Below are 24,877 nucleotides of genomic sequence, written 5' to 3'. Positions count from 1 at the left end.
CCAACTCAAAGATAATTTGAGATCCGAAATTTACGCGCTTTTTTTACGCTTTCTTTTAACGTTTAGGACGCTAATGATCTAAAAATTAAAAATTATTCTAATATTTTAAAATATATTTTCTTAGATTATCATTTTATTAAATGGGAAGAACTTACTGTTGAAGAGTTTATCAATGCAATTTTAATTACAAATTGTAAACATCTTTTTGATAACAATTCACCTAAAACTCAATATCAAGTTTATTTAATTGTAGGAAGTATTATTTTGGACAGAATAGGTTGTCCAGTTTATGACATACAACCATACGCAAGTATTACGAGAAATTTGCGAATTGACTAAATAAAAAAAATCAGAGAACTATTCCTCTGATTTCTTATTTGCTGTTCGTGGATTTTGACGCTCCTCGCCTTCTTTCAATTCTCCTCGACGTATTCTATTTTTGTCCGAATCTTTATCATCATTTGGTAAAGAAACGGGTTGATTTGCCTCTCCTAAAACCCATGTTTCGGTCGCATCCCACATCGCTCTAATTTTGATTGGCTCTGGATACAAATAAATTGGTTCGGGTTGTTTACCTGATAAATAATCACCTGTATCCCATTTTCCATTTTCGTTTTCATCAACCAATAAGCGGAACAAATATTCTCCTGGCTCAATAAAGTTGAACTCAAAATAGTTTTTATTTGCTGGATTATAGATTTCTTCAATCACTGTAAAATCTTTATCAGTCTTTAAAAACTGTAAAATAAATGGTTTGGATGGTGTATTTTGAAGCGTTAATTTCAAATGTCCGAAATCGCCTCGTGTTCCCATTTTTATAGGATATGCAAGTGTATCATTCTTCTCTCCCAACACATCTGTCAATGCATTTGGATAGAGATTTACTTCAAATTTTTCATCTAAATTTTTCTCAAAAGCAAAATTCAAGTTCTGTGCATTCACTGTATCAATCGAAACTTTGAATGGAATTGAAACTGTATCCTTAAACACATAAATTTTAGATAAATCTAATGATTTTATTGGCGCATTTGCCTGAATTTTAAACGGTTTATTTGGTGCTAATTTTTGATCATTTAATGCTTTAAATTCTAATTTTCGTTCTGTATTCGATTTTGAATATAATGCACTTACTTCATCAATTTGATCTTTATGTTGAACCTTGAAATTCAATTTTGCACTTCTTCCTGTAATGGTATCAACCTTTGGATTGAACCAAAAATTAATCGAATCTTGTTTTGGAAACTTCTGAATATAAGCCGTTTTAAATTCTTTTCCTACCGGTGTTATCGTAACATCATCCGTTGAACCTGTCGTTTTAAAAACAATTAAACCTTCTTGTTTAAAACTCGCTTCAGGTTTACGATAAGCTGGTTTTTGATTGAATAAATTCAAGTTGATTTGTTGATTCGAATTCAGCTCAATTGGTTCGTTATGAAAAGCCAAACGCTCTTTCCCATAATCGTACATCACATTTTCTACCTTATCCTCGAAAGCAATTAATTTATATTTGCCCGAAGCCAAATAATTTAATTGATATTCTCCTTTATCATTGGCTCTCGCAATGTAATATGGTTTCTTTTGCAGAATGATACTGTCTTTGTATGCACTATCAACTTTATATAGCCCGACCAATATCTTTTCTGGCCCTTTGAAATCATAGGACGAATTTACACGACCTGTTACCTTCAACGAATCAATAAAACTACCTGTCGAAAAAACATATTGAAAATTGGACAACTTATTATTTTCGTTAAAATCTTGAATCGCATCACCAAAATTGAAACTATACGTCGTATTTGGTAACAATGGTTCTTGAAATTTAATCGAAATATATTTCTTCGCTAAAGCTTGCGGCGTCACAATTGGGGGAATCTGAAACGATGGCGAAACAACCACATTTTTGCTGTATTCTTTCAGAAGAACGTATTCATCAAAGTTGATTGTAGCCTCTTGCAAATTAAGATCTACATTCGTAGCCAATGTATCTGGATCAGCTTTTAGGAAAACTGGCGGAGTTTCATCTTTAGGTCCTCCCGTTGGTGAACCTTGTCTTGCACAAGAAATAACCGTCAAAATGGTTAACATCAAAAGCGAAAAACGTGTCGTCTTATTCATGGGCGCAAGTTAAGAAAAAGCTTGTTATTAAGCACAAGCAATGGTAATTACACTTATCTTAAAATTTTCTGAAAGATTAAACTTTTTTATTGCCGATGCAATTGTTGCACCAGTTGTTAACACATCATCAATCAAAATATAATGTCCAGGCTTAAGATTTGGATTGATTTCAAACGCATCTTTCAAGTTATCCAATCGGTGTTTTTTGTCTTCATTTACTTGAGATGAATTGTATTTAGTTCGGATTAATCCATCCGAAAAATAATTTATCTGGTTGATTTCTGCCAACGTTCGTGCAAAATTTTCTACTTGATTGTAGCCTCTTGTTTTCAATCGTTTTGAATGCAATGGAATCGGAATAATTCCGTCATAATCACTCAAATCAAACTTAATCATCTGCGCTAAATCAATTCCAATTTCTGGGCGATTTCTATATTTCATTTCATGTAAAATAGCTTGCGTGGTGTTATGATGTTTAAATTCTAACAAAGAAAAAGCGTTTTCAACTTCGCAAAAATTTCTCAATTTATCATAAGCTCGATTATTTTGATCGAAATTAAAATGTGTGAAAACGAGTTTTGTTGAACACGAAACACACAGAAATTGCGAAGCTTGAATGACGTCTTGGCAATCCAAACAACGCATCGGAAAAAATAAATCAACCAAAGAATTTACGATTGTTTTGATTTCCATTACCTTTGCAAATTAAAGTTTAGTACTAAATTTAATGAAAATCATTCGACTTACAAAAGCTTTTACGTTCGAAACTGCACATGCTTTGCATGGTTATGACGGAAAGTGTAAAAATATACATGGGCATTCGTACAAATTATTTGTAACTGTGAAAGGAACACCTTCTGAAGACACAACCGATGTGAAACTTGGAATGGTGATGGATTTTGGGGATTTGAAAAAAATTGTGAACAAAGAAATTGTTGATCTTTTTGATCACGCTATTTTATTGAACGAAAATTCACCTCACAAAATATTAGGTGAAAAATTATTAGCAGAAGGACACAATGTTGTTTTTACAGATTATCAACCGTCTGCTGAAAACATGATTTTGTGGATTGTGGATAAAATCAAACCTCTTTTACCAGCGAATATCGATTTGGTTGCTTTGAAATTACACGAAACTGAAAATTCTTATGCAGAATGGTTAGCGGAGGACAACCAATAAACATTCAGTTAGAACCTGGTAAAAAAGCCTATTTTTCTTCGGATCATCATTTTGGTGCTCCGAATGAAAAAGATAGTTTGGTGCGCGAAAAATTGTTTGTAAAATGGCTTGACGAAATAAAAGACGATTGTGGTGTTTTGTTTTTGATTGGCGATTTATTCGATTTTTGGTTCGAATATAAACATGTTGTTCCAAAAGGATTTGTGCGTGTTTTAGGAAAATTAGCCGAAATTTCTGATCGCGGAATTCCAATTTATTTCTTTGTTGGAAACCATGATTTATGGATGAAAGATTATTTGGAAGAACAAATAAACGCAATTGTTTTTCGAGATAAGCAGGATTTTATCATCAATGGAAAAGAATTTTTTATTGTACATGGAGATGGAAAAGGACCTGGTGATAAAGGCTACAAACGCATGAAAAAGGTTTTTACAAACAAAGTTTGTCAATTCCTTTTTTATCTACTTCATCCCGATTTGGCAATGTGGTTGGGAATTACAGCTTCGCGAAAAAATAAAATGATTTCAGGAGACGAAGATGTTAATTTCTTAGGCGTTGACAACGAATGGTTAATCATGTATAGCCGCAAGCAATTGCATCGAAAATACTTCGATTATCTAGTTTACGGACATCGACATTTACCAATGGAAATTGCTATAGGCAAAGCACGTCACATCAATCTTGGCGATTGGATTAACTACTTTACTTATGGTGTTTTTGATGGAAAAGAATTCGAATTAAAAACTTACCTCCGTAATCAAGGAGAAGAATCTCGGGATTCTATCATAAAAATTATAAATTAGCAAGCAAATCATAAAAACCCAAAGAAATGCCTCTTTTAGCCATTCTATTTTGGGTTTGCTTTCGCTAAAATATCTTGTTAACATTAACATAATGCTAAAACCTAAGAAGGCAAGATAAGCATCGTTATTTCCTCCGTAAAGAATATACGTAATCAGCATTGTTCCAAACATAAAATGCATCAACAAAAAGATACGTTTCTTTTGTGCTGTCAATTTATTCACATTCTTGAAATGATTGATAATTGAATAAATTAGAATAATTGCAATTGGAACTAAAAACAATTGTTTCCATTCGAAATGTACCATTGTAAACATTAATTGTTCTTTATAAAAATCGAACATAAAGTAATAATCGAGCAGAAAACTAACTTGAGCAACGATTAATATTGGCAAAAGAAATCCTAAAAAACCAAGAATAGGAATTTTTGGCTCTACCACTCTTAAAGTCAAGAAGTAAGTAAAAACTACAATTCCTAAAAAAATAAGTGGTGGACTTAATAAAATTGCAAAACTTATAAAAACGCCAATATCAAAAGCGTTATATGTATCATTTTTTTCGGACTCAAAATAGAGTAATTTAATCGTAACATAAGTAACAAGTAACAAACTACCAGCAATGCGATAATCGGATAAACCAGTTACAAAAGGCATTATCCATAAAATATAAATGAAAGTCGGATAAGAAGATCTGCTAATTAAATCATTTGTATTATCAGTATATCCAACTAAAGCTATAGTTAAAAACGTTAGGATTACGCCTAATTTTTCTAAATTACTCAGATCAATACTGTTAAAATTAGTAACTCCAAGTAACGTAAACAACACAATGATAAAAATCTGTATAAAAAAATTCCTTTTGTCAAGTAGATTAACCAACATTTTATTAACTTTGATGCAAATTAAGCAATAAACTAGAATATGGGAGTTATAACTGATTTATTTTTTGCGATTGGTGATATTTTCAAATGGACTTTTGAAAACTTATTATCTCCAATTGGTGTTATCTTTGGATGGTTATTTACATTCATCGGATGCGCATTGATGGGATGGTGGTTATATAAAATCGCTAGCTTTGGAACCGAAAATGAAAAAAGATACGAAAGATAATTTATCTTATATTGTATAAAATATATTTTCGAATTAATTCGAGAAACCTCTTATAAATTTTATAAGAGGTTTTTTTATCTTTTATATAGCATTTTTATCTCCTTTTATTATTAAACCTATCGTTTGATAAATAATCTGTAAATCTAAAAGAAGTGACCAATTACGTACGTAAAAGATATCCGTTCGTATACGATCTTCCATATCTTTATCACAATCTATAGCTCCACGATAACCTTTTACTTGTGCTAAACCTGTAATACCTGGTTTGACATAATTTCTAAGATTATATTTTCTTATAATTTCACTGTAATGTATATCTTGTGATATCATGTGTGGCCGTGGACCTACAATAGACATATCTCCGTTCAGTACATTAAAAAATTGCGGCAATTCATCTAAACTTGCTTTACGAAGAAACTTTCCAATTTTTGTAATTCTATTATCGTTAACTACTGTAGCTTTAATGGAATTTGTTCCATCATTACGCATTGTTCTAAATTTATAGCAGTCAAACTCTACTCCATTGATTCCTCTTCTCTTTTGTTTAAAAAATATTGGCCCTTTCGAATCTAACCTAATTAAAATTGCAATTATCGGAAACAACCAACTCATTATAAAAATTAAAACAAAACAAGAAATGATAACATCAAATAAGGATTTGATCAATTTATTTTCCGCTTTTTCTAGAGGAAATTTTTTAAATCTAAAAATTGGTAAAGTATCAATGTATACAACATCTAAACTTATTAATTCCGTGTTCAACGAATAAGGTATATAGCTTACTTTTATATGATGATCTTCGCAAAAGTTAACAATACTTTGTTCTTGTAATGATATAGGTAATCCTAATTGAGATATAAATATTTCTTTAACTTTATTTGATAATAAAACTGTTTCTAATGAATCATTATCAATAATATTATTTGTTTTGATAATTCTATAGCCATAATGTTTTCTATTCTCTATAATCGATTTAAAACGTGGAGTATTACTATTCTCTCCCAAAACAATAACATTCTTCACATCATTCCCTCTTTGAAAATTGTATCTACTCATAAAAAACACTAGTAATCGTGTAAAGATTAGATAAACAAATAAAATGGTAACAAAATAAACAATTAATTGATTCGCTAATAGCTCCTCTTTTTTTATTCCAGAAATTGTAAAAATAATCAAAGAAAAGAAAAATGTTTGCAACACTATTTTTCGAAGAATTTCTCTAAGAAAATTGACTCTTTTTATAGAATAGAGTTTTACATAATCTGCAATAACAAACCAAGCGATTAATAATAGTAAAATTGCTTTGTAATGAGCATCGAGTAATTCAGAAAAATAAGGAAGTCTAGCTAACTTAGTATGATAAAAATATTGGTATTGATTACAAATAAAAAAAAGTAAACCAAAAATAATAATCAATGCATCTAAAATATAGAATCCTATTTTTATTGAAAAATTAAATTTATTAAGATTACCCATTATAAAATTTACGTTATACTTTTTTTATTTTTGATTCTACGAAATCTCTCATTTTTTTCTCGAAAACTTCATGAGAAAAACTTAATGCATGATTCCTTATTAAAGTCTGATCAAATTGAAGTTCTTCGAACTCATTTATTGCAAAATTTAAACTTTCTTCAGTTTGTTCATCAAAAAAAACACCTGTTTGTTTATCTATTACAGTTTCCACAACACCTCCTTTCGCAAAAGCAATAACTGGTGTACCACAAGCTTGCGCTTCTAATGGAGCTATTCCAAACCCCTCTATACCAACTTGTATAAAAGCTTTTGCCTTACAGATATATTCGCCTACTAACTTCGACTCTAAAAAACCAAAAAAATGGATATTATCTGAGGTCGATAGCCTTACTAGGTCATCTAACTTTTCTCCATCTCCAATAACTATTAACTTCTTTTTGTTTTGATTAAATGCTTTTATAACAACATCAAATCTTTTTATTGAAGCCATTCTACCTACAATAACGTAATAATCTGACTTATGTTTTACAAGTTCAAAATTTTCGAAATTAACGGGTGGATAAATTACAATAGACTCTCTATTATATGTTTTTTTTACCCATTGTTGAACAAACTTAGAGTTAGAAATTATATAATCAGGTTTCTGAGCTTGTTTAATATCAATTTTTCTAAGAATTAATAATAATGGATAGAATAGATATTTACTTTTACCAAAGTATAGGTCTATTTCGTCCCAGATATAATTTGAATTTCTCGCCTGAAAATAACTTATATGAATTTGGTCTTTTCGAGATTTTGTAACGCCTTTCGCTATAGAATGAGAAGAAGAAATAAAATAATCAACTTCTGGAGAAACTTTCATTCGGTTTATTACCCAAAAGAAAATGAAGTAAAGAAATCTAAATTTATTTTTTAAAATTCTAAGAAAAGTATCGTGAACCTGTATGTTTTTTTGAGGAAAAATTTCCAAAAACTCCTCCTTTTTCATAATATTAGTCAAAGTATACACTTCGTCAAAAAGAAAAATTTGATTAAGCTTTGCGATTACTCTTTCTGCACCTCCGTATTTATCAAGCCAATCAATAATTATAGCTTTTTTCATTTATTATTTTTTAAAGGTTGAAATACTACTAAACAATGAATAAAATAATCCGCTAAAAACAATTCCATCAAATCGAATTAAAAAATCATCCGTTAAATTCGAAATAAAGAACAACGTTCCAAAACAAATAAATAGTGATTTGAAATTAAGTAAATCTATGCTTTTATAAAACGGAAAAAATATATAAATACAACAAACTATAAAGCCTATAACTCCAAATTTTATTGAGAAATCTAAGAATTGATTATGAACTGGAAATTCGTACTTAGCTAAGAAATGTTGATTTGTCTTTTTATAATAATCAAAAAGTTCTTTTTTACCCATCTCTGCTCCTGTTCCAAAAGGTAAATTTTCTTTTGCGACTTCTACAGATGCTTTCCAAATAGAGACTCTTGTCACCAAAGCATTAAACACTACAATTTCTGGATTTTTAATTTCATCTAGCTTTCCAACTTTATCCATATGTATAAAAGTAACCGAAGAGTATTTCTCGTACATATAAGGATTAAGTTTAACAAAACCTCCTATTATTGTGGTAGTTATCATTAACCCTGCGAATAAACCAATCATTGTTTTCTTTAATGAAAATATAGAAATAAGTTCTCTTACCAAAATAATAACAACGCAAATAATAACAGCTAATAACGTGACACGAGTATTGACAATTAGGACTAAACAAAAGGAAAGGAAAAATAGAATGATGTTAAAAAACATTCTATAAAATTGTTTATTTACAATTGATTGAATCAAAAAATAAAAATGAACTACACTCAAAAATCCAACCTGTAAATTAAGTAATGGTGCATGCGAGCCTAATGAAATTGCAAATTGATAACCAATTTCTATCAAATCAATTCCATTAATATATTTCGTTATTTTCTCAGGAAAAATTAAAACAAATCTTACTAAAAACCCTAATAATATAACGAGAAACCAGATCCTATATTGATTTAGAATAAAATTGATATTCAAGTTTTTATTCGTTAAAACAAAAATTGGAAAAATAATTAATGTCAATAATTTTTCTACAGATTTGAATCCTCCTGAAATTGTATCATTATTGAAAAAAAACAGTAAACTAATTAATAACGGAGAACTTATGATTAGAATATCTTTAAAATGTTTTTTTTCAATAATGATAAACTTATAATGAAGTAAATTAAACACTAAAAAAAGTATAATAATAGGTGTACAAATACTCCTAAAAACAATTGTACATGCAATTAGTATGATCAATAACTGATTAATTTGATTATACTTTTTTAGAGAAACTATCATAGTAGAAAACGTAATAAAACAATGGTAAAATTCCAATTTTGTGTCTAACTGCTGAACCTAAATCTGGCTCAAAAACACTTTGGATTGCTAGATAAGAAAACAGAAAATAAAATATCCATAATATTCTATTATTCTTTATCGGATCTTTTATGGCCCACGAAAAACGAACTATAAAAATTATTGTAAATAAAATCTGCCAAATAATAAATAGAAAAATTCGAGGTGATAATAAATGCTTATATTCTACAATTGGGAAATTAACTGATAAAAAACTATAAAAAGTATTCACTAACTCTGCTAATAATCCTGTAGGTTCTAATGGAGGAATTATCATAGAGTTTGCATCTTCAGAGCCTTGTCTAACTTCATTTACAGAATTTCTTGCTAAATCAGAAAAAAATTCTCCCTTTGCTAAATAATGTAACGCTGAAAATAGAATTATTACTAATACACTTATTATTATTATTCCGAATGTCCTGTTTGTATACTTTATTTTCGAAATAAAGTATAATAAAATAGATATAACAGGTATTAATGCAAAATAAGACCTGAAGAATATTCCAAATATTATTAATATTAAAAAAGAATATAAAAGTGATAAATCAAACCCTATTTTTTTAGATTGAAATAAGAAAACAATTTGTGAAATAAATAGAAATGTAATAAACTCTTTTGAAGGCATTGAGATAAAAATTCCTATCATCAAAAAAGCTAAGTAAACAATTATATTTTTTATAGTAAGGATATGAAAATCCTTTGGTACACCTATTTTGAATAAAATAATATAATAAAAAAACAACTGAAAAACACCTACTACATTAAAAGGTAATTTACCTAACTGAGTATATTTATAAAAAGACATTGTAAGCGGATAACTTCCTTTGAAACCTGCTTCATTATAATAATCAAAAACAATTGTATTAGCATCTATAAAGAACTTCTGTGGCAATACTTTCTCTCCTATCAATGCGATAAGAATTGACAATAAAAAAAGAAGTATAAATGTTAACTTATTTTTTTGTAGAGTAACTCTCATTTCAATTGATATAAATTTTTATTTTATCCTTTTGGTAAATATATATAACAGCACATAAGTTCCAAAAAAGAATTGTTAAAACATACGTTATAGACGCTCCTATTATTCCAAATTTAGGAATCAAAATTAAATTCAAGGAAAGATTAATTAGCAAAGCAATCAATAGAAAACTACGAAAAACTTTTGGTCTTCCTGTCATATTCAAGTAAGCAGCCGAACTTCCTAAACTTGAAATTAAAATTTGTCCAATAACAAGAATTAATAAAGCTGTTTTCGCTGCAATATATTCTGCTCCAAATATTGGTAAAATGTAATCAGAAAATAAAATAATTATTAAGCCTATTGTTACACTTAACAGAAAAATAAATCGACTCGAATGTCTTAAAACCTTCTTTAACTCGTCTAACTCATTCTTCAAATAAAGTTCAGCTATCTGTGGCGAAAGATTAACATTGATGCTTAAAATTACCATACTCAAAATTGCCATTATTTTTATTCCCAAAGCGTATAAAGCCACATCTGAACTCGAAAAATAGTTTCTCAAAATAATAATATCAATTGTAGAAAATAAATAAACTGCAAAGCTACTTATTCCCATTGGCAAAGAATAATCTATTATTTCGCGATAAGTTATTGATGAATAATTATGTTTTGATTTCGGAATTTTACTCAAAAGGACTAATACAAAAACTGAAGTAATAAGACCTAGAATTACAAAACCTAAAATATAATAAAAGACAATACTTTCCTCTTTTTCACTTCCATATAAAATGATTGCGCCAAAGATAACAGGAAAGAACTTGAATGTATTTCGAAATAATTCAGACCAAACAATTTGGTCAAGAGCTCTCAAAACCTCCGTATTAAAAAGAGTCCAAACATTAAAAAATAAAAACAATATACTATAAGATGTTATTTTATATGAGTTTTCCGAACCAAAAAAAGAATTAATAAAAGTTGAATCAAAAAAAATAAAAAAAATAAGTCCTATTATTAAACAAAAAAGAAAACTTAGAATTGATATTTTATAATACAATTTTTTTAGTTCATAAAATCTTTCTTCGCTTTTCAATCTTCCTGCGAAATATAAAATAGAGATATCTGTGCCGAACAAACAAATACTTCCTGATACGAGTAAAAACATACGAGTAAACTCGTAATCGCCCACCACAGAAGAATCAAAATTTCGATTAAAAAAAATAGTAAAACCAAATAACGTCAATACACCAATTCCTCTTAAAAAAAGTGTGATTAAACCTTGTTTAATTTCCTTGTTTTTGATAATATTTTTGCTCTTTTCAAGCATTTGTAATTTTTGTCTTTTGGTATAGATTATTGTACTTCGCATACAAATATTTGATATAAGACAAAAACAAGTAGAAACCAATCAAAAAAAGTGGTAAAATAACTACCATTTTTTCATATATCTTTTGGTGTATTTTATTGTTAAAAGATGTATTAACAGGATAAATAGTAGATTTATACTCAATTAACTTAGTATTAATATCAACTAATTTTTTCATATAATAATCTTTCATCTCAATTACATTAGATAATTGATCATAACTATTAATATTCAAATCTTTACCAACAACAGAAACACTTCCATTTCCTAAATTTTCTAGAATCTTATTAATTTGTTCAATACTCTTTTCTGCTTGTTGTTTAGCATTAGTTTGATTTTTAATTGCGAAAGCAGACCTTTGTTTATAATATGGTTTAGAATTAATAGTATTTAATAAAAAATCAATGATTTTTTGAGAATTCACCGATGAATTTGTTTTCAACGTGATTAAATGATATTTATAATTCTTTTTAAACTCTTCATTTTTCAAAATTTTAGATAAATCTTGTCCATTTGATGTTAATACTTTAAAAATTTCCAAATTATCCTTATCTGTAAGAATACTATTTATATTTTCTATAGATTCTATTCTTAAATCTACAACATCATTCAAAAAGTCATATTTAGATTTGTTCGAATTTAAGTTCGATTTAAAATTTTCTACTTCTGCATAAAGTAAATCAACACTTTCAAAATTAGGAACAACAACAACTTCTGTTTTAAAATTATTTTTTGATTTTTTATCAAAATAAACCCCAAGAGATATACCTAAAATGAACAAGATAATTACTATTATTTTGTTTCGAATAATAAAGTTGATTAATCGTAGGATTAAAAAACCTATTGATAGAAAAAAACCTTTAATTTTCTTCGCTAAAAAAACCAAATCAATTTCTTGATTATTATTTTCTTGTTGAGTTTCCATAAAATAAATAAGTGTTGTTGTTATAACATTAAAGTTTAGAACGCATTTATTTAACTTTTCTTATATCTCTATCTTCATTTAATTTTTTACTTCATTCAACTAATTTATTCCGTAAATTTGTTCTCATATTTTAATCTAAATTATTTGAACTATGTTCCTCGAAAATACCTTTAATCATAACAAAAAAAGTGGATGGATAGAAGTCATCTGTGGCTCAATGTTTTCTGGTAAAACCGAAGAACTTATACGCCGTCTAAAACGTGCCGAATTTGCCAAACAACGTGTCGAAATCTTCAAACCTACGATAGATACGCGTTATGCGGACCGCGAAGTCGTTTCACACAATCAAAATTCTATTACATCAACGCCAGTTGAGTATTCTTCAGCAATTTTATTATTGGCTGATGATTGCGATGTGGTAGGGATTGATGAAGCACAATTTTTTGATGAAGGAATTGTAGACGTAGCCAATCAATTGGCAAACGAAGGCAAACGCGTTATTGTTGCTGGTTTGGATATGGATTTCAAAGGTCGTCCTTTTGGTCCAATGCCCAATTTAATGGCGACTGCCGAGTATGTAACAAAAGTGCATGCAATCTGCGTTCGTACAGGAAATTTAGCCAATTATTCGCACCGAAAAATTGACAGTGATCGTCTTGTAGAACTTGGCGAAGTACTAGAATATGAACCATTAAGCCGAGTTGCTTTCTGGGAAGAACATAACAAACATAAAGTTGAAAACTTATAATCTAAATCAAATTGCAAGTATCATCAACGGTACTTTGATTGGAAATGGAGACGAAATCATCAATCAAATTTTCTTTGATTCGCGCATGATTGTCAATCCAATTCACGGAATTTTCTTTGCTTTTCACGGAAACCAAAAAGACGGACATTTGTTTTTGCAAGATGCTTATCAAAGAGGAATTCGAAATTTTGTCGTAGAAAAAGCGTTGACAAATTTGCCTCATGCAAATTTTATCGAGGTTGAAAATCCGCTACTTGCTTTGCAAAATTGGGCAAAAATTCATCGCAAACAATTTCATTTTCCTGTGATCGGAATTACCGGTTCCAATGGAAAAACGATTGTCAAAGAGTGGTTGAATCAATTGTTATGGAAAAAATTCTCGATTGTTCGTAGTCCAAAAAGTTACAATTCTCAATTTGGAGCAGCACTTTCTGTTTTGCAAATGGAAGAGAAAAACGATTTGGGTATTTTCGAAGCTGGAATTTCGATGCCAAATGAAATGCAAAATCTCGAAGAAATTATTCAACCAACAATAGGTGTGTTGACAAAAATCGGAGAAGCGCATTTAGAGAATTTTAAAAATCAAGATGAATTGATTCAGGAAAAACTGAAACTATTTTCTCATGTTGATAAATTAGTTTTCAATATCGAAAACGAAAAAGTTCATCAAGCTATTCTTGAAAACGCTCATTTAGCAAAAACAGATAAATATACTTACGGTTACTCCAATTCTGCCACTGTACAGATCAAGCAAATACAAAGTAATCAGACTAATACGCAAATTTCTATTTTACATAATCAACAAGAATTCACCTATTCGATTCCTTTTATCGATGATGCTTCGATTAAAAATAGTTTAATTTGCTTAACGACTTTAATTAGTTTAAATATTGATTATAAACAACTTAAAAACGAATTTAGTCAACTTCTACCAATCGAAATGCGTTTGGAAATTAAAGAAGCGATTAATCATTCAATTTTAATTAATGATACCTTCAATTCTGATCTAAATTCATTAAAAATTGGACTAAATGTGCTAAATCAACAACCGCGCGACAAAAAATCGTTGGTGTTGACGGATATTTTACAAAGTAACTTATCTGACCACGATTTATATCAACAAGCAGCCGATTTAGTCAACCTTTATCATTTTGATGAGATAGTGTTGATCGGAGAAAAAATTTCTCAGTTCAAACATTTATTTGAATCCTATGTTCGTTCATTCAACTCGACTGAAGAATTCTTAGAGCAGTTCAAACATCAACATGTCGACAACGAAGCTATTTTATTAAAAGGTGCTCGTCCGTTCAAATTAGAAAAAATTTCGAATGAATTAGAAACACGTTCCAACGATTCTGTTCTTGAAATTAATTTGCAACACCTGATCGAAAATATAAATGTGTACCGCTCATTGCTAAAATCTACCACAAAATTGATGTGCATGGTGAAAGCGAATAGTTATGGAACAGGAAGTTTTGAGGTAGCAAATACCTTACAAAATAACGGTGTCGATTTCTTAGGCGTGGCGATTGCAGATGAAGGAAAAGAATTGCGCGAGGCTGGAATTACCATTCCAATTATCGTCATGAACCCGGAACAAAGTAGTTACTCTACGGTTATCGATTATCAATTGGAACCAGAGATCTATAGTTTACGTGTTTTGAAATTATTCATTCAGAAACTACAAGAAAAACAAATTTCTTCACCTTATCCAATTCACCTAAAAATGGAAACAGGTATGAATCGTCTTGGTTTTCACGAAGATGATTTCGAAGAATTAATTGCAATTCTAAAAGATAATTCACATGTTTATGTTCGCTCAATTTTCACGCATTTAGCAACTGCCGATATGCCAGAGCAGGAAGATTATGCGAAATATCAATTAGAACGTTTTGATAATAGTTATGCGGCAATTACAACTGCTTTAAACATAAAACCAATCAAACATGCGTTAAATTCTCCTGGAATTGTAGCGTATGGAGAACATCAATATGACATGGTTCGTTTAGGAATCGGAATGTATGGCTACTCTGAATATACCGATTTTATGGAGAAATATTTGAAACCTGTTGTGCGTTTCAAAACGGTAATTTCTCAGATTTCAGAGATTGAAAAAGGCGAAACTGTAAGCTATGGTCGTCGTTTTACAGCGGAGCGTCATACCAAAATTGCAACCTTGCCTGTTGGTTATGCAGACGGAATTCGTCGTTCACTTGGTTACGGAAAAGGAAAAGTAGGTATCAACGGGCATTTGGCTACAATTACCGGAACCATTTGTATGGATATGATGATGGTTGATGTTACCGATATTCCATGTAAAGAAGGTGACGAAGTGACTATTTTTGGAAACTCGCCAACTTTAGCTAACGTTACCGAATGGTTAGGAACAATTCCTTATGAAGTCTTAACTTCGGTTTCCCAACGTATAAAACGCGTTTATTACAAAGAATAATATACTAAAAGAGTTACTGAAAAGTAGCTCTTTTTTTGTAACTTAATCGTATGAAATTTCTTTTGTACATATTTCTCTTTGTCTCATTAACTCCAATATTCTTTTTAGGAATTGTATATGCTCTTGCATTTATTTCATCAACTTTCGGAACAGAAAGTATGGGAAGTTTCATCATTTTAATATCAATAATAGTTCTTTTAATACTTTACTATTCCATCAAAAGTCAAAAATTAAAAAATAACTAAGCATTAAAATCTTTATCTTTATTCCTCAATTTAGATCAATTTATGCGCAGTCTTTTTGCTTTCATTTTCATTATTTCTACCATGACCTTTGCACAAGAAACAAAGAACGATTCAACGCGTCTAAAAGTGGGTGTGGTATTGAGTGGTGGTGGCGCAAAAGGTTATGCACATGTTGGCGCTTTGAAGAAGATTGAAGAAGCAGGTATCAAAATTGATTACATCGGAGGTACAAGTATGGGCGCTATTATCGGTGGATTATATGCGGCTGGATATACGCCTGATGAACTGGAGAAAATTATGCATCAATTAGATATTTCTTCGCTGATTACGCAAAATAAAGATCGTGCAGAAATTCCTTTCTTCGAGAAAGCATACAAAGAAAAATATATCTTAGAATTACCTTTTGATAAGTTCAAATTAACGATTCCTAATGCCATTTCAAAAGGACAAGGTCCACTTGATTTGTTGACTTATTTATTGCGTCCAGTTCATGATATTGATGATTTCAATAAACTTCCGACGCCTTTTGTTTGTATCGGAACCGATCTCGAAACTGGAGAAGAAAAAGTCTTTCGTTCGGGATTTTTACCTCGCGTTATTTTGGCTTCTGGTGCTTATCCAACGATGTTAGATCCTGTCACAATTGATGGTAAAATATATGTTGATGGTGGCGTTGTCAACAATTTCCCTGTGAAAGAAGTGAAAGATATGGGTGCTGATATTATTATCGGTGTTGAGTTGGGTGATGGTTTACAAAAACGAGACGATCTAAATTCTGCTATTGATATTTTGAGTCAAATTATGACGATGAGTATCGTTAAAAAAACAGATGAGCAGAAAAAATTAGTTGATTTATTGATTAAACCAGAGCTAAAAGAATATGCTGTGACAAGTTTTGACGAAGTCGATTCTATTTACAATCGCGGACTTATTGCTTCGGAAAAAGTATATGATCAACTCAAAGAAATTGCAAAAAAACAGCATGCTTCAAACAAAAATCGAAACGAAATTAAACTTGATGATTATGTTTTGGTGAAAGAAATTGAAGTAGAAGGATTGAAGAATTTCAACACAAATTACATCGAAGGTAAGCTAGGGATTCGTACTCCTGAAATTATAAAATATGATGATTTAAAAGCTGGAATTTCAAAATTGTATGCTTCTGGAAACTTCAATAATATCACGTATAAAATCTCAGAAATTAACGATGAAGAGAATTTATTGACGTTAAAAGTTCAAGAAAATAAGACCAAACAATCAATCCGTTTTGGATTACATTACGATGATTTATTCAAAACAGGATTACTTTTAAACTTCACTTCAAAGAATTTATTTGTCAAAAACTCGGTGCTATCTGCTGATGTTGTGGTTGGAGATTATGCGCGATATAACATCAATTTTTTCATTGATAATGGTTATTTACCAAGTATTGGTTTCAACTCTTTTTCGCATTATTTTGACAAAGAAATTGATTTAAGAAACTTCTTTGGCCAGGATAATATTTACAAAAAAGTAAATTATAACTTTAGAGAATACATCAATCAAATTTACATTCAATCCACGATTAAAGAAAAATTTGCGATAGGAATTGGATTAGAGCATCAATACACAAAAGTTTTCACAAATAATTTTATTGCTTCTAATGAAGAATTTCCAGCAAAATCCGAAGGTTATTATTGGAAAGCGTATGGATATATCAAAGCAGATAATCGAAATAATGCAAATTTTGCGCGTAGTGGTTTAAAATTTGATGGAAGCTTTAAGTATTTGTTTGATTCTAATGTAACTGGATTCGAAAATAACTATTTGTTAGAATCGAGTTTAGAGGCAAATTTTCCGTTAAATAATTTCCTAAGTTACAGATTTACTGCTAACTTTGGAACCTTTTTCAACGATAATGTAACAATGCCTCAGAAGTTTTATCTCGGAGGTTATGTTGAACAAGATTTTTTCAATTATACCAAGTTTTATGGGCTTCCTTTTGGCTCTGCGATTGGCGACAATCAATTGCTTTTTGGCTCTCATATCCAAGCTCGAATTTTGAAAAATCATTATGCAAGTCTATTTATGAATATAGCAAATATCACAGATAGATTTGAGCAATTAAGTTTAACAGATTACAAATATCTTGGGTATGGCGTTACCTATGGCTACGATAGTCCTTTAGGACCTTTAAATTTTATTTGGAGTTATTCGCCTTACACAAAAAAAGGATTATTTAATTTAAGTTTAGGTTACTGGTTTTAGAACAATGATAGAATTATTTTACGAAACAGATTTTGAGCTAAAAGATGCTCAAACTTGGATAGATTGGATCGTAGAGAGTATGAAGAATGAAGGAAAAACAATAGAAGATTTAAACTATATTTTCTGTGATGATGAATACTTACTTCAAATTAATCGACAATATTTAGACCACGATTATTACACAGATGTTATCGGTTTCGATAATTCTATTGAAGACGAATTGATGGGTGATATTTTTATTAGCGTCGAACGAATCAAAGATAATGCAGAGCAAAATGGTGTTTCTTTTGAAAACGAATTGGCTCGCGTTGTTATCCATGGGATATTACATTTTGCTGGTTATATGGACAAAGAACCAGATGACAAAGAATTAATGACTGCTAAAGAAAATCAATATTTAGAAACGTTTAGTAGCTATCTAAATCAATAATGTTCCACGTGGAACATTTATTATTTTAACAAGAAAAATAAGTTTACAAATCAAATGATATTTCAATCAGAATATGATGTAATTGTAGTTGGTGGTGGTCACGCAGGTGCAGAAGCAACAGCGGCAGCAGCCAATTTAGGAGCAAAAACGCTTCTTGTTACAATGAACTTACAAACAATCGGACAAATGTCTTGTAATCCTGCTATGGGTGGAATTGCGAAAGGGCAAATTGTTCGCGAGATTGACGCTTTAGGCGGATACTCAGGTATTATTACCGACAAAACTGCGATTCAATTCAAAATGTTGAATCAATCAAAAGGTCCAGCGATGTGGTCGCCACGTGCGCAATCAGACCGTATGCGTTTTGCAGAAGAATGGCGTTTATCTTTAGAGAGAACAGAGAATGTTGACTTCTTTCAAGATATGGTAAAAAATTTAATCATCGAAAATGGTAAAGTTTGCGGAGTAATTACAGCCATGGGAATGAAAATTCGTTCTAAGTCTGTTGTACTTACAAATGGTACTTTTTTGAATGGTTTAATTCATATTGGAGAAAAACAATTTGGAGGTGGACGCATGGGAGAATCTGCTGCTTTCGGAATTACGGAACAATTAGTTGATTTAGGTTTCGAAGCTGGACGAATGAAAACAGGAACTCCTCCACGTGTAGATGGTCGTTCTATCGATTATACGAAAATGGTTGAGCAACCAGGTGATGAAAATCCTTCAAAATTCTCATATACAAATACACAAAAATTAACGAAACAACGTTCTTGTTGGATTACTTATACCAATCAAGAAGTTCATGATTTATTGCGTGAAGGCTTTGATCGTTCTCCAATGTTTAACGGAACAATTAAATCGACAGGACCAAGATATTGTCCATCTATCGAAGATAAAATTAATCGTTTTGCAGACAAAGATCGTCATCAGATTTTTGCTGAACCGGAAGGTTGGCACACGATGGAATTCTACATAAATGGATTCTCAACATCTTTGCCAGATGATATTCAAGCAAGAGCTTTACGTTCTGTTCCTGGTTTTGAAAATGCAAAAATTTTACGTCCAGGTTACGCCATCGAATACGATTATTTTCCACCAACACAGTTAAAACATACGCTAGAAACTAAGTTAATTGATAACTTATATTGCGCTGGTCAAATTAACGGAACAACAGGTTATGAAGAAGCTGCTTCTCAAGGTTTGATGGCGGGTATAAATGCTGTGTTAAAAATTCAAGGAAAAGATCCATTTATCTTAAATCGTAACGAAGCTTATATAGGAGTTTTAATCGACGATTTGATTACAAAAGGTACAGAAGAACCTTATCGTATGTTTACGTCTCGTGCAGAATATCGTATCTTATTGAGACAAGATAATGCGGATGAACGTTTGACAAGAAAAAGTTTTGAACTTGGTTTAGCTTCAGAAGATCGTTTGAGAAGAATGGAAGAAAAATTTGACAAAGCTGAAAAACTTGTTAATTATTTCGAAGAAAATTCCATCAAGCCACAAGAAATAAATGATGTAATTGAAGAGCGCGAAGGAACACCTTTGAAACAACCAAACAAAATGATTTCGGTTATTTCTCGTCCTGAGTTAAAACTTTCTGATTTTACGAAATTAGATCGTGTAAAAGAATTTATTGAAACAAATGAATACGATCAAGAAGAATTAGAACAAACAGAAATTCAGATCAAATACAAAGGTTATATTAAGAAAGAACAACAGAATGCAGATAAATTGCATCGTTTGGAAAATCTAAAAATTCCGGCTGACATCGATTATCATGTCTTTGGTTCGATGTCGATAGAAGCTCGTCAAAAATTAACAAAAATAAAACCTGCAACGGTAGCACAAGCATCAAGAATTAGTGGTGTATCACCAGCAGATATTAGCGTATTATTAATTTACATGGGAAGATAATATGGAAAATGTTCCACGTGAAACATCTCAAGAAAATCCTTCAAAAGAAGGATTTTCTGGTATTAAGAAATTAGATTTAAAAGATTATTTTTTAACAAAAGAAAAGTTCGAAATTTACGAAGATTCAGAAACTGAAGTTTTGTATACTCTCCCCCAACCTATCGAAAATTTGGGAAAGTATTACGAAAGTAAAAATTACATTTCCCATACCGATGGAAAGAAATCTATTTTCGAACGTTTTTATCAAATGGCAAAATCAATCAATCTAAATAATAAATTAGAATTGATTAATAAAATTGGCAATGGTAAAAAGATTCTAGATTATGGTTGCGGCGTTGGAGATTTTTTAGAGCATCTACAAAAAAATGGTTACGATGTTTTGGGAATGGAGCCAAATGATTCGGCAAGACGAATTGCTCAATCAAAAGTAGGAATCGAAAAAGTTACTTCTACAGAATTAGAACAGAATACAGAAAAGTATGATGTGATTACCTTGTGGCATGTTTTAGAACACATTCCTAATCTTAAAGAAATAATTACAGAACTAAAGAAACATTTAACAAAAAGTGGTATCTTAGTAATAGCTGTTCCAAACCACCAATCGTATGATGCTAAATATTATGGTGAACATTGGGCAGCTTATGATGTACCTCGTCATTTATGGCATTTCACAGAAACCAGCATGCGAAAGTTATTTAGCAACTTTGGTATGAAAATTGAATCTATCCACCCGATGAAATTAGATTCATTTTATGTGAGTCTACTATCTGAAAAATATAAAGGTAATAAGTTAGGTTTTATCAATGCACTTAGAATTGGTTTGAAGTCTAATACTCAAGCTAAAAAAACAGGTCAATATTCTTCTTTAATCTATATTATTAAAGCTGAAAATTAAAATAAGCGTTTTTAAAGAATGATTATCTAATCAGATGTATTAGAAGTCGTTTTTTTTCTAAAACTTTATTAAATCTAATTTATAGAAGCCGTTTTTTAAGATTAATAATAGATAAAATAAATAGCTATGAAAAAAAGTATTTTATTATTTGGGATATGCGCTTCAGCATTTTTAACTTCTTGTGCATCTACAACCGTTGCAAAACAAGAAATACAAACAGGTAAAGAAGTGAGAGGTGCATGGACTTTGACAAATGTAGACTACCAAGGTTTAACAACAAACGAGGTACAAGGTAATGTAAAAGTTACTGATGCAGTTGCGAAAGTTTTTGACACAGCAAACCCAGAATGTTATGAAGGTTCTACATGGAACTTAGTTCAAAACAACAAAAAAGGAACATATACATTTAATAACGCTGGCGGAGATTGCCCTTCAGGAACAACAAATATTATTTGGGATTTACAACAAGATGGTTCTACAACTTACTTTATCTTCAAAGATGTTACAGGAATCAAAGCGAAACAAAATACAGCAGGATATAAAATGCGTGTAGATTATGTTGATGCAAATTCGATGAAATTGGTACAAGATATCAATGCAAATGGAAAAATTGCACAAGTGATTTATAACTTCGTACGTTAATCAACAATTTAAAAAACTTAGAAATTATGAAAAAAATAAATACTAAAATAGCTGCAATTGTATTAGGAGGATCATTTATTATGTCTTCTTGTACAGCTGTACAAAATGCAAACAATACACAAAAAGGTGCTGGTATTGGTGCTGTTGCTGGTGGTGTTATTGGAGGAATCTTAGGTAATAATATCGGTAAAGGTGGTAACACTGCTTTAGGTGCTGTAATTGGAGCTGCTGTAGGTGGAGCTGCTGGTGGTGTTATTGGTAACAATATGGATAAACAAGCGCAAAAAATTGAGCAAGTTTTACCAGGTGCAGAAGTCGTAAGAACTGAAGAAGGGATTAACTTAATTTTAGATGAAAACTCTAAAGTTACTTTTGATTATAACAAAGCTTCTTTAACTGCTGTTGCTAAATCTAACTTAGATAAATTAGTAGAAGTTTTCAACGAATATCCTGATACAGATTTATTAATTGTTGGCCATACTGATAACGTAGGTTCTCAAAATTATAACTTACCATTATCTCAAAAACGCGCACAGTCTGTAAAAGATTATTTAGTTTCTAAAGGTATTGCTTCTTCTCGTTTAACATCGAAAGGAAAAGGTTTAGAGGAACCAATTGCTGATAATACAACTGCAGAAGGACGTGCTCAAAACCGTCGTGTAGAGATTGCAATTACTGCAAACGCAAAAATGAAAGCGGACGCTGCTAAAGAAGCAAACGGACAATAATTCATTTCAATATAAAACAAGAAAAGCGTTCAGATTTTGAACGCTTTTTTTATGTTTAATACGTTTACGATTATTTAAAATTAACCACAAACCATTTATTATTAATCTTTTCTAAAGTCACTTGATATGTCTTAGAAGATTGGTCTTTTAAATTTGCATTCACTTCAACTAATGCAACTTTTTCGTCTGCATCTAACACTTTTGCATCATTAATTGTTGCTTGCTCTAAATTCTTAATTGATTCATCAGAAGAAAATTTTTGGAAAGTATTCCATTCACCACTTCTTGTCAACGCAAAAGCACCAGAATAATTTTTCTTTGATAAATTTGTCATAAAACGATTCGAAAGAGATTTTACCATTCCAGCTTCTTTACTTACATGTGCAGGCGTACTTTCAACCAAAAGAGAATCTACAACCTCAGCAGCACCAACTAAATTCAACGGAACTTTTACCGCTTTACGATTCGTTAAATATCGTTCAGAATTCGGAATTCGAACCAAAATATCTAATCGATCACTCTTAATTTTAGAAGCATCTAATGACGAATATTTAATATTAATTGTATTTTTTCTGTACAAATCATCCATAGAATTTGGATCAATTGTAGAACGAAATGTGTACACAATACTACCGGAATTAAACACTTCTATCGTTGCCGTTACAGCTTTATCCAACTGAATTTCCTCTCCTTGCGCATTGTAGAAAAAAGGAGAAATTGAGATTCCACTATCATCTTGTTTTAAACTAAAATCGAAACGTTGTACATTAGAAGTCGGTTCAGCAGGCGTTTCTACAGTTTCAATTGCACCTGATTTTGGAATTCCATTCACCAAAGGAACTTGATTTCTATTCCATGTAAATTTATTTTGTAACGCGACTTTTTCAGCAATATCAAAAACCTCATCTACTGTTTTTCCATCTAACAACGTACGCACAATTCCCCAACGCGATTCATTATCCATTGATTGACTTGTGTTATACTCGAAAATAATCTGTAAAGCTTCCTTAAATTTATCTTGTTGCATAACAGGCAAAGCCTTCGAAATTTTGTCTACCGTTTCACTAAAAGTTTGCGCAGATGTAGAATCAATTTCAATGTTATCATTTTTACAACTGATAATCATTAAAGCGAAAGAAGCAATGATGAATAAACGTTTCATATAGTATAGATTAATACGTTTTGAGTTAAAGTTTTATAAGCAGTAAATATACTAAATACTTGTGTTGATAATGGTATTTTTTTAACAAAAAAAAAGCAAATTCCATTTCTGAAATCTGCTCTATATATAAAACAACTAAAACTTGAAAAAAATTCTAAATAACCATAGGAACTTCGATTAACATCAAGCGAGAATCTTTTGCTACATTAAACGAAAACTCGTTTGTATCTTTAATCTCGATGACATCTCTTCGTCCTAATTTGTTTCCATCAAATTCAACTTCTCCTTCCACAACCATAAAGAAAACACCATTTCCTTCTTTTTGTACTTTGTATGTTTCTTGTTTATCTTCTGTATAATTTCCTAAAAAAATCCATGCATCTTGATGAATCCAAACTCCTTGATCATCTGCATTTGGAGAAAGAACTTGATATAATTCATTTTCTTTTGCTACTTCACGAACAGAAATTTGTTGATAACGAGGCTCAACATTCATTTTATTTGGAATAATCCAAATCTGAAAAAAATGTCCTTCTTGGTTTTCATAAGCATTCATTTCACTATGAAAAACTCCCGTACCAGCGCTCATTACTTGTACATCCCCAGACTCAATTACAGAACCAGTTCCCATTGAATCTTCGTGAGAAATTCCTCCTTTTGTAGGAATTGTAATAATCTCCATATTATCATGAGGATGTTTTCCAAATCCCATTCCTCCGGTAATTATATCATCATTTACGACACGCAAAGCTCCAAAATGAATACGAGCTGGATCGTAATAATTTGCAAAACTGTAAGAATGTTTAGAGTCTAACCACCCATGATTTCCTCCACCTCTTGATTCTGATTTAAATATTTGGTAATTCATAGTAATTTATTTTTATACAAATTTAGGGTGCAAAAAAAACTTATCTATTGACATGTGATAAGTTATCAATTAACACACCTAGAAGATGAATAAAACTTTTTTTAAATTATTAACAAAATGTTAAAAATAATTTATATTTTAGCATTCAGTTAACACATGAGACATAT

General features: G+C 30.6%; 23 protein-coding genes. 11 read left to right on the top strand and 12 right to left on the bottom strand.

All coding sequences use genetic code 11. The features are described 5' to 3' along the window. Nucleotides 1–357: 357 nt before the first annotated feature. On the bottom strand, nucleotides 358–2,115 hold the full coding sequence (locus tag HXZ69_RS08740; protein ID WP_286495687.1) for an Ig-like domain-containing domain: 1,758 nt from the start codon (nucleotides 2,113–2,115) through the stop codon (nucleotides 358–360). A 27-nt stretch (nucleotides 2,116–2,142) separates the two neighbouring features. Further along, nucleotides 2,143–2,808 (bottom strand): ComF family protein, encoded by a 666-nt coding sequence (locus HXZ69_RS08735; RefSeq protein WP_286495686.1) that lies wholly within the window; start codon nucleotides 2,806–2,808, stop codon nucleotides 2,143–2,145. 34 nt (nucleotides 2,809–2,842) lie between these two features. Here HXZ69_RS08735 and queD point away from each other — a divergent pair, with 34 nt between their 5' ends. Next, nucleotides 2,843–3,295: a 6-carboxytetrahydropterin synthase QueD gene (gene queD, locus HXZ69_RS08730; RefSeq protein WP_221854031.1), complete on the top strand. Its 453-nt coding sequence runs from the start codon at nucleotides 2,843–2,845 to the stop codon at nucleotides 3,293–3,295. Beyond that, the gene (locus HXZ69_RS08725; protein ID WP_221854030.1) at nucleotides 3,271–4,098 is read left to right on the top strand and encodes a UDP-2,3-diacylglucosamine diphosphatase; all 828 of its coding nucleotides are present in this window, start codon (nucleotides 3,271–3,273) and stop codon (nucleotides 4,096–4,098) included. Before queD ends, HXZ69_RS08725 begins: the two co-directional genes overlap by 25 nt. Here HXZ69_RS08725 and HXZ69_RS08720 read toward each other — a convergent pair. Continuing rightward, nucleotides 4,033–4,977, bottom strand: a complete 945-nt coding sequence (locus HXZ69_RS08720; protein ID WP_286495685.1) for a DUF6427 family protein — start codon at nucleotides 4,975–4,977, stop codon at nucleotides 4,033–4,035. The two genes, HXZ69_RS08725 and HXZ69_RS08720, sit on opposite strands and share 66 nt — an antisense overlap. A 39-nt stretch (nucleotides 4,978–5,016) precedes the next feature. Between HXZ69_RS08720 and HXZ69_RS08715 the strand changes: the two genes are divergently transcribed. Next, a complete protein-coding gene (locus HXZ69_RS08715; protein ID WP_125349128.1) occupies nucleotides 5,017–5,205 on the top strand; it encodes a hypothetical protein in 189 nt (62 codons plus the stop codon). An 81-nt stretch (nucleotides 5,206–5,286) separates the two neighbouring features. Here HXZ69_RS08715 and HXZ69_RS08710 read toward each other — a convergent pair whose 3' ends face one another. From HXZ69_RS08710 to HXZ69_RS08685, 6 genes are all read right to left on the bottom strand, one after another. Next, nucleotides 5,287–6,681: an exopolysaccharide biosynthesis polyprenyl glycosylphosphotransferase gene (locus HXZ69_RS08710; protein WP_286495684.1), complete on the bottom strand. Its 1,395-nt coding sequence runs from the start codon at nucleotides 6,679–6,681 to the stop codon at nucleotides 5,287–5,289. Nucleotides 6,682–6,694: 13 nt separating this feature from the next. Continuing rightward, nucleotides 6,695–7,783 (bottom strand): glycosyltransferase, encoded by a 1,089-nt coding sequence (locus HXZ69_RS08705; RefSeq protein ID WP_286495683.1) that lies wholly within the window; start codon nucleotides 7,781–7,783, stop codon nucleotides 6,695–6,697. 3 nt (nucleotides 7,784–7,786) lie between these two features. Further along, nucleotides 7,787–8,497: an O-antigen ligase family protein gene (locus HXZ69_RS08700; RefSeq protein WP_185144112.1), complete on the bottom strand. Its 711-nt coding sequence runs from the start codon at nucleotides 8,495–8,497 to the stop codon at nucleotides 7,787–7,789. Nucleotides 8,498–9,035: 538 nt separating this feature from the next. After that, complete coding sequence (locus HXZ69_RS08695; protein WP_148097316.1) at nucleotides 9,036–10,028, bottom strand: hypothetical protein; 993 nt, start codon at nucleotides 10,026–10,028, stop codon at nucleotides 9,036–9,038. 70 nt (nucleotides 10,029–10,098) lie between these two features. Further along, on the bottom strand, nucleotides 10,099–11,403 hold the full coding sequence (locus HXZ69_RS08690) for an MATE family efflux transporter (RefSeq protein WP_280035022.1): 1,305 nt from the start codon (nucleotides 11,401–11,403) through the stop codon (nucleotides 10,099–10,101). Continuing rightward, complete coding sequence (locus tag HXZ69_RS08685; RefSeq protein ID WP_125349122.1) at nucleotides 11,396–12,367, bottom strand: hypothetical protein; 972 nt, start codon at nucleotides 12,365–12,367, stop codon at nucleotides 11,396–11,398. Before HXZ69_RS08685 ends, HXZ69_RS08690 begins: the two co-directional genes overlap by 8 nt. Nucleotides 12,368–12,518: 151 nt before the next feature. Here HXZ69_RS08685 and HXZ69_RS08680 point away from each other — a divergent pair, with 151 nt between their 5' ends. Together HXZ69_RS08680 and HXZ69_RS08675 are read left to right on the top strand one after the other, a co-directional pair. Continuing rightward, the gene (locus tag HXZ69_RS08680; protein WP_038336222.1) at nucleotides 12,519–13,115 is read left to right on the top strand and encodes a thymidine kinase; all 597 of its coding nucleotides are present in this window, start codon (nucleotides 12,519–12,521) and stop codon (nucleotides 13,113–13,115) included. After that, complete coding sequence (locus HXZ69_RS08675) at nucleotides 13,102–15,567, top strand: bifunctional UDP-N-acetylmuramoyl-tripeptide:D-alanyl-D-alanine ligase/alanine racemase (protein ID WP_286495680.1); 2,466 nt, start codon at nucleotides 13,102–13,104, stop codon at nucleotides 15,565–15,567. The genes HXZ69_RS08680 and HXZ69_RS08675 overlap by 14 nt, the downstream gene beginning before the upstream one ends. Before the next feature lie 13 nt (nucleotides 15,568–15,580). Here the strand turns inward: HXZ69_RS08675 and HXZ69_RS08670 are convergent, their stop codons facing one another. Continuing rightward, nucleotides 15,581–15,739, bottom strand: coding sequence for a hypothetical protein (locus HXZ69_RS08670; protein ID WP_286476306.1), 159 nt, complete (start codon nucleotides 15,737–15,739; stop codon nucleotides 15,581–15,583). Between the two features lie 115 nt (nucleotides 15,740–15,854). Between HXZ69_RS08670 and HXZ69_RS08665 the strand changes: the two genes are divergently transcribed. From HXZ69_RS08665 to HXZ69_RS08640, 6 genes are all read left to right on the top strand, one after another. After that, nucleotides 15,855–18,059 carry a patatin-like phospholipase family protein gene (locus HXZ69_RS08665; RefSeq protein ID WP_286495678.1) on the top strand — a complete coding sequence of 735 codons (2,205 nt, stop codon included), beginning with the start codon at nucleotides 15,855–15,857 and terminating at the stop codon, nucleotides 18,057–18,059. Nucleotides 18,060–18,063: 4 nt separating this feature from the next. Next, nucleotides 18,064–18,489 carry an rRNA maturation RNase YbeY gene (gene ybeY / locus HXZ69_RS08660; RefSeq protein ID WP_221854019.1) on the top strand — a complete coding sequence of 142 codons (426 nt, stop codon included), beginning with the start codon at nucleotides 18,064–18,066 and terminating at the stop codon, nucleotides 18,487–18,489. A gap of 54 nt (nucleotides 18,490–18,543) precedes the next feature. Then, a complete protein-coding gene (gene mnmG / locus HXZ69_RS08655) occupies nucleotides 18,544–20,415 on the top strand; it encodes a tRNA uridine-5-carboxymethylaminomethyl(34) synthesis enzyme MnmG (RefSeq protein WP_286495677.1) in 1,872 nt (623 codons plus the stop codon). A 1-nt stretch (nucleotide 20,416) separates the two neighbouring features. Further along, on the top strand, nucleotides 20,417–21,310 hold the full coding sequence (locus HXZ69_RS08650) for a class I SAM-dependent methyltransferase (protein ID WP_125349119.1): 894 nt from the start codon (nucleotides 20,417–20,419) through the stop codon (nucleotides 21,308–21,310). 126 nt (nucleotides 21,311–21,436) lie between these two features. Then, on the top strand, nucleotides 21,437–21,952 hold the full coding sequence (locus tag HXZ69_RS08645) for a lipocalin family protein (RefSeq protein ID WP_286495675.1): 516 nt from the start codon (nucleotides 21,437–21,439) through the stop codon (nucleotides 21,950–21,952). Between the two features lie 26 nt (nucleotides 21,953–21,978). After that, nucleotides 21,979–22,680 (top strand): YiaD family glycine zipper/OmpA-like lipoprotein, encoded by a 702-nt coding sequence (locus tag HXZ69_RS08640; protein WP_221854015.1) that lies wholly within the window; start codon nucleotides 21,979–21,981, stop codon nucleotides 22,678–22,680. Between the two features lie 70 nt (nucleotides 22,681–22,750). On the opposite strand, the gene HXZ69_RS08635 is transcribed toward HXZ69_RS08640, so the two are convergent. Both HXZ69_RS08635 and HXZ69_RS08630 read right to left on the bottom strand, forming a co-directional pair. Then, a complete protein-coding gene (locus HXZ69_RS08635) occupies nucleotides 22,751–23,842 on the bottom strand; it encodes a hypothetical protein (RefSeq protein ID WP_221854014.1) in 1,092 nt (363 codons plus the stop codon). 154 nt (nucleotides 23,843–23,996) lie between these two features. Further along, nucleotides 23,997–24,710: a pirin family protein gene (locus HXZ69_RS08630; protein WP_286495674.1), complete on the bottom strand. Its 714-nt coding sequence runs from the start codon at nucleotides 24,708–24,710 to the stop codon at nucleotides 23,997–23,999. Nucleotides 24,711–24,877 lie beyond the last annotated feature (167 nt).

It is taken from the genome of Empedobacter sp. R132-2 (assembly GCF_030324375.1).
Taxonomy (GTDB): Bacteria; Bacteroidota; Bacteroidia; order Flavobacteriales; family Weeksellaceae; genus Empedobacter; species Empedobacter falsenii_B.
Note: the sequence above shows the minus strand (reverse complement) of the source record. Positions and strands in the feature narration are given on the sequence as shown.